At 47.8% G+C, this 6,110-nt stretch carries 4 protein-coding genes and 2 rRNA genes (1 of these 6 running past the window's edge); 5 read left to right on the top strand and 1 reads right to left on the bottom strand.

What is annotated here, in order from left to right; all coding sequences use genetic code 11:
- Positions 1-1,992: ribosomal RNA gene (locus OC538_RS10790) — 23S ribosomal RNA — on the top strand; it begins 942 nt to the left of the window's first position.
- An 87-nt stretch (positions 1,993-2,079) separates the two neighbouring features.
- Positions 2,080-2,195 (top strand): 5S ribosomal RNA (rrf, locus tag OC538_RS10785).
- 207 nt (positions 2,196-2,402) lie between these two features.
- On the opposite strand, the gene OC538_RS10780 is transcribed toward rrf, so the two are convergent.
- The gene (locus tag OC538_RS10780) at positions 2,403-2,903 is read right to left on the bottom strand and encodes a DUF4871 domain-containing protein (RefSeq protein ID WP_251697028.1); all 501 of its coding nucleotides are present in this window, start codon (positions 2,901-2,903) and stop codon (positions 2,403-2,405) included.
- A 280-nt stretch (positions 2,904-3,183) separates the two neighbouring features.
- On the opposite strand from OC538_RS10780, the gene OC538_RS10775 reads away from it, so the two are divergent.
- The 3 genes from OC538_RS10775 (at position 3,184) to OC538_RS10765 (ending at position 6,110) form a co-directional block, all read left to right on the top strand.
- Positions 3,184-4,392: a sensor histidine kinase gene (locus tag OC538_RS10775; RefSeq protein WP_251697030.1), complete on the top strand. Its 1,209-nt coding sequence runs from the start codon at positions 3,184-3,186 to the stop codon at positions 4,390-4,392.
- Positions 4,389-5,042, top strand: a complete 654-nt coding sequence (locus OC538_RS10770) for a response regulator (RefSeq protein ID WP_251697032.1) — start codon at positions 4,389-4,391, stop codon at positions 5,040-5,042. Before OC538_RS10775 ends, OC538_RS10770 begins: the two co-directional genes overlap by 4 nt.
- A 135-nt stretch (positions 5,043-5,177) precedes the next feature.
- Positions 5,178-6,110 (top strand): ABC transporter ATP-binding protein, encoded by a 933-nt coding sequence (locus OC538_RS10765; protein ID WP_251697034.1) that lies wholly within the window; start codon positions 5,178-5,180, stop codon positions 6,108-6,110.

Genomic DNA, 6,110 nt, shown 5'->3' with positions numbered 1-6,110 from the left:
ACCGAATTCAGACAAACTCCGAATGCCGATGATTTATGTTTGGGAGTCAGACTGCGGGTGATAAGATCCGTAGTCGAGAGGGAAACAGCCCAGACCGCCAGTTAAGGTCCCCAAGTATCCGTTGAGTGGAAAAGGATGTGGCGCTGCCCAGACAACCAGGATGTTGGCTTAGAAGCAGCCACCATTTAAAGAGTGCGTAATAGCTCACTGGTCGAGTGGCGCTGCGCCGAAAATGTACCGGGGCTAAACGGATCACCGAAACTGCGGATTGACACCTATGGTGTCAGTGGTAGGAGAGCGTTCCAAGGGCGTTGAAGCTAGACCGTAAGGACTGGTGGAGCGCTTGGAAGTGAGAATGCCGGTATGAGTAGCGAAAGAAGGGTGAGAATCCCTTCCACCGAATGCCTAAGGTTTCCTGAGGAAGGCTCGTCCGCTCAGGGTCAGTCGGGACCTAAGTCGAGGCCGAAAGGCGTAGACGATGGACAACAGGTTGATATTCCTGTACCACCTCCCCGCCGTTATCAGCAATGGGGGGACGCAGAAGGATAGGGTGAGCGCGCTGTTGGTCATGCGCGTCTAAGCAGTGAGGTGTGGAACGAGGAAAATCCCGTTCCTATAACATTGAGCTGTGATGGCAAGGGGAATTATCCCCGGAGTCCCTGATTTCACACTGCCAAGAAAAGCCTCTAGCGAGGCGGGAGGTGCCCGTACCGCAAACCGACACAGGTAGGCGAGGAGAGAATCCTAAGGTGATCGAGAGAACTCTCGTTAAGGAACTCGGCAAAATGACCCCGTAACTTCGGGAGAAGGGGTGCTCTGGTAGGGTGTTAAAGCCCGAGAGAGCCGCAGTGAATAGGCCCAGGCGACTGTTTAGCAAAAACACAGGTCTCTGCAAAACCGTAAGGTGACGTATAGGGGCTGACGCCTGCCCGGTGCTGGAAGGTTAAGAGGAGAGGTCAGCGCAAGCGAAGCTTCGAATTGAAGCCCCAGTAAACGGCGGCCGTAACTATAACGGTCCTAAGGTAGCGAAATTCCTTGTCGGGTAAGTTCCGACCCGCACGAAAGGCGTAACGATCTGGGCACTGTCTCAACGAGAGACTCGGTGAAATTATAATATGCGTGAAGATGCGCATTACCCGCGACAGGACGGAAAGACCCCGTGGAGCTTTACTGTAGCCTGATATTGAATTCCGGTGCAGCCTGTACAGGATAGGTAGGAGCCTTGGAATCCGGAGCGCCAGCTTCGGAGGAGGCAATGGTGGGATACTACCCTGGCTGTATTGGACTTCTAACCCTTGCCCGTGATCCGGGCAGGAGACAGTGTCAGGTGGGCAGTTTGACTGGGGCGGTCGCCTCCTAAAGTGTAACGGAGGCGCCCAAAGGTTCCCTCAGAATGGTTGGACATCATTCGTAGAGTGCAAAGGCATAAGGGAGCTTGACTGCGAGACCTACAAGTCGAGCAGGGTCGAAAGACGGGCTTAGTGATCCGGTGGTTCCGCATGGAAGGGCCATCGCTCAACGGATAAAAGCTACCCCGGGGATAACAGGCTTATCTCCCCCAAGAGTCCACATCGACGGGGAGGTTTGGCACCTCGATGTCGGCTCATCGCATCCTGGGGCTGTAGTCGGTCCCAAGGGTTGGGCTGTTCGCCCATTAAAGCGGTACGCGAGCTGGGTTCAGAACGTCGTGAGACAGTTCGGTCCCTATCCGTCGCGGGCGCAGGAAATTTGAGAGGAGCTGTCCTTAGTACGAGAGGACCGGGATGGACATACCGCTGGTGTACCAGTTGTCTTGCCAAAGGCATCGCTGGGTAGCTATGTATGGACGGGATAAATGCTGAAAGCATCTAAGCATGAAGCCCCCCTCAAGATGAGATTTCCCATTACGCAAGTAAGTAAGATCCCTCAAAGAAGATGAGGTGGATAGGTCCGGGGTGGAAGCGTGGCGACACGTGCAGCTGACGGATACTAATCGATCGAGGACTTAACCTTATGTTATTTAAGTACGGTTGAACTTGAAGTTCAGCGACAATGTTGGTTTTATCCGGTTTTGAACGAACAAGTATCGTTCATACATAGTCTGGTGACGACGGCGAAGAGGTCACACCCGTTCCCATACCGAACACGGAAGTTAAGCTCTTCAGCGCTGATGGTAGTAGGGGGCTTCCCCCTGTGAGAGTAAGACGTCGCCGGGCAAAGGCCATCTCCAATTGGGGATGGTTTTTTTGTGTTTATTAATCCTTGATTTTCAGGATTTGATTAGAATTGTATTATTGTCCCGCGCTCATGAAGTTGAATCCGCGCTCAACAAATGTCGTTCCTCGCTCAAAGCCAACCATCTTGCGCTCAAAGCCAGCCATATCGCGCCCAATGAGTACTGTTCCACGCCCAATGATTACTCATCATTCATTAATTTCATAGATCAACACATCAAATAAATCTCCATTAGCATAAAGCAATATTGCCCACTCCCCTGCCATGGGAATTTGCACATGGGAAGGTGTGTGTGCATCTGCTCCATTATTCTCTCCTGCAAGGCCAGTAGTCCAACCTGACGTTAAGACTTGATGGACAGTGCCTGTTTCTCTGTGTAGGCCAACAACTGTGAGATTGGTTGCCGTTGGATTCTCAATCCCCCAAAGGTGCCACATCCACTTTTGTTTTGTAGTGATGCTCGGCATATTGGCACCAATAACACCTGATTTGTTTTCATTGCCAATAATATTGCCATTGAATGCAACAGCTTTATTCTCCCAATCAATATTCTCGAAATTACTGTTAACCACGAATTCTGGTATATCTTCAGGTAAATCGAACCTGCCTTCAACTGTTTCATTTGCAGAACACCCACTAACTAGAATAACCATACTCAAAAAAATACAAGTAAAAATTTTCAGCTTCAAAAAAATCGCCCCCTTACTAAAAAATAATCTTAGCTCAATCTGATTATACTAATATTCAGACGGATGAGTGAAAAAGATACCTCATTAGTGATAATTTTCTTGGCGCTATTGCTTAAAAAATATGAATAGTACATGATTAAGAGAATAGACATCGAGTGGGTGCATTACTAGAAACATGGAAAAACCATTGTCTTCGTTGTCATGGACACCATGACTGGTTAATTCATTACGATATACGGACCCGTGAATTAGCATAAACAAATAGAGTGGGGGTGTGGTAGTGAAAAGTGTCTCTCTGTTTTTATTCTCTTTAGTGCGCGTAGCCATGTTAGTCATTTTAAGCGGATATTTCCTTCAAATGACGAACGGCATAGTGGATTTTCGAACTGTCTTCATAATCTCTGCCATTCCCCTATTCATTATCAGCCATTTTATTCAAATGGCCGACGTCCGGGAGAAGACGAGGATACTTTGTTCGTCAATCGACTTTATTGTCATCACGGGGTTCGGCTTTTTATTCCCTGAGAGTGGTTATTTGTATTTAATCTTTTTCGGTGTCCTTTCAACAACCGTTTTCTTACTGTATGACCGTAAAAAACTGCTCGGACTTTTTTCAGGGACGTTTGTTACCGTATGGATACTAATCAGTATGCGGTTATATGCACAAACAGGTGTATTTTCGCTATCGAGTAATATTGTGAACGGGATGTTCGTCTTCTATGGTGCTTTCGTCGGTAGCCTTATCCGAAATTTTCATCATGCGAAGGAGACGATTTCTGTTCAATATGGGCAGTTGAATGAATCCCACGATGCTTTGCAGGCGGCGCACAGGCAGCTACGGGAATATGCCGAGCAAGTCGAGCAGTTGACGGCAATTCGGGAACGGAATGAGATAGCGCGCGAAATTCATGATACCGTAGGCCATAAAATGACGGCATTGGTTGTACAGTTGCAAGTGGCAGGCGAAATGGTCGAGAGGGATGCGGGAAAGGCGAAAGAGGTTCTCGTCGTTTGTGAGCAGCTAACCCGGGATGCACTTCATGAAATACGGTTGTCTGTCCGGACATTGAAAGAGGATAATGAAAAAGTTTCCTTTCGTGACGATCTACAGGAGCTTATGTATGAATTTTCATCGATGACATATATGGAAACCCGGCTTATGTTAACAGTCGACGTGGCTAGGATTCCGAAATCGTTGCAGCCGACAATCAAAAGGATTGTGCAAGAAGGCCTGACAAATGCGAAAAAGCATGGTAATGCGGATACATGCATCGTAACGATCCAAATGGGTGAAGAAGCGATCCATATAGAAATAAAGGATGATGGGAAAGGGGAAGAGAATTTTATACCGAATTTCGGTTTGATCAATATGAAAGAACGTGTTGCGGAGCATGAGGGTTCATTTGCAATCGAAAGCTTTGAAGGGGAAGGATTTAGAATTATGATCGCCTTTCCGCTTAAACAGATATCGTCGGGGGTGATGGGATGATAAAAATTATGATTGTCGACGACCAGCCATTGGTGCGGGAAGGGCTTAGCACGTTGCTGGGCTTGCGTCCCGAGATTGAAGTAGTTGGGACGGCGGTGGATGGTAAGGATGCGTTACATAAAGCGGTGGAGCTTCTACCTGATATCATTTTAATGGATATCAGGATGCCCGGCGTGAATGGCGTTGAAGGAACAAGGTTACTAAAAGACAGCCTTCCGGATGTGAAAGTATTGATTCTGACGACGTTCAACGACAGTGAATACATATTCGATGCGCTTGAAGAAGGGGCGAACGGTTACTTATTGAAGGATATGCCGACGGATACGATTGTTCAGGCGATCCTTACCGTCTATCATGGCGGTGTCGTGCTGCCGAAGGAATTTACTTCGCAGGTGCTGACGGAGCTTAGAATGAAGAGTCAAACTAGCCAGGGTGTACTGCCGAAAGGGCTAGAGGAGTTATCCGATCGGGAAGCGGAGGTCCTGACTCACCTTGGAGAAGGATTAAACAATAAAGAAATTGCGGATGCGTTATTCATTACCGAAGGAACGGTAAAGAACCATGTTTCGAACGTCATTCAGAAGCTGGGACTTCGTGATCGGACACAGGCGGCAATTTATGCAGTCCGCTATGGCATAACGACATTCTGACATTACTTTCTGCATACGTATATGAGAAACGGCACATTGGTGTCGTTTTTTTCATGCCTTTAAAATCTATCGCGCGCTCGATGTAAGGGAGAGGCTTCCACAATAAAATTGAAGTAAAGAAGGAGGCTGCGGAGAATGCTAACACTTACGGATGTGAAAAAGAGTTTCGGTGCATATGAGGTCATCAAAGGGATTTCTTTTCAAGTCGAAAAAGGGGAGTCGTTCGGATTGCTCGGTCCGAATGGCGCGGGGAAGTCAACGCTCATTTCAATGATATGCGGACTGATTCCAAACGGCGCAGGGGAAATCCGGGTTAATGGAAAACTTGTCGGCAAGCATCTGAAGGAAACCAAACAGATGATAGGAGTCGTACCGCAAGACATTGCCCTCTATCCGACGATGTCCGCGATGGACAATCTGATGTTTTGGGGAAAGATGTACGGTCTATCCGGCAAAAAAGCGAAGGCCCGTGCGAAGGAAGTCCTTAACATCGTTGGTCTGACGGAACGCGGTAAGGACAGGATCGAAACCTTTTCGGGCGGGATGAAACGGCGGATCAATATCGGGGCCGCGCTTATGCATGAACCGCAACTGCTCATTATGGATGAACCGACAGTCGGTATCGATCCTCAATCGAGGAATCATATTTTGGAGACGGTGAAATCATTGAATGAACAAGGACTGACGGTCATTTACACGAGTCATTATATGGAAGAGGTCGAGTTTCTTTGCAAGCGGATTGCGATCCTTGATGAAGGGAAGCTCATCGTAAGCGGCACGAAGAAGGATTTAAACAATCGTTTGGCGGGTGGAATTGTGTTAAAGCTTACATTCGGTTCCTTGCACCCTTCATTTATCGAGCAGGTAAAGAAGCTGAATGGGGTGGAAAAGGTCATTGTCCAGACAGCCGAGGAGCTCGATGTGCATTTGCAATCGAAAATGGAAATCGTAGCAGACGTGATCTTGCTTGCTAGCCAGTCGGGCGTCGTGATACACAATATGCAGCTCAAGGAAGCGAATTTGGAGACATTATTTTTGCAACTGACAGGACGCTCTTTGCGTGAATAG

Source organism: Saccharococcus sp. Marseille-Q5394 (assembly GCF_946901335.1).
Lineage (GTDB): Bacteria > Bacillota > Bacilli > Bacillales_A > Planococcaceae > Sporosarcina > Sporosarcina luteola_C.
The sequence above is the reverse complement of the archived record's forward strand: the minus strand, read 5'-3'. Positions and strand labels throughout refer to the sequence as shown.

Coding starts and splice junctions, on each gene's coding strand:
- OC538_RS10770 (WP_251697032.1), top strand. CDS start 4,389: ATGATAAAAATTATGATTGTCGACGACCAGCCATTGGTGCGGGAAGGG.
- OC538_RS10765 (WP_251697034.1), top strand. CDS start 5,178: ATGCTAACACTTACGGATGTGAAAAAGAGTTTCGGTGCATATGAGGTC.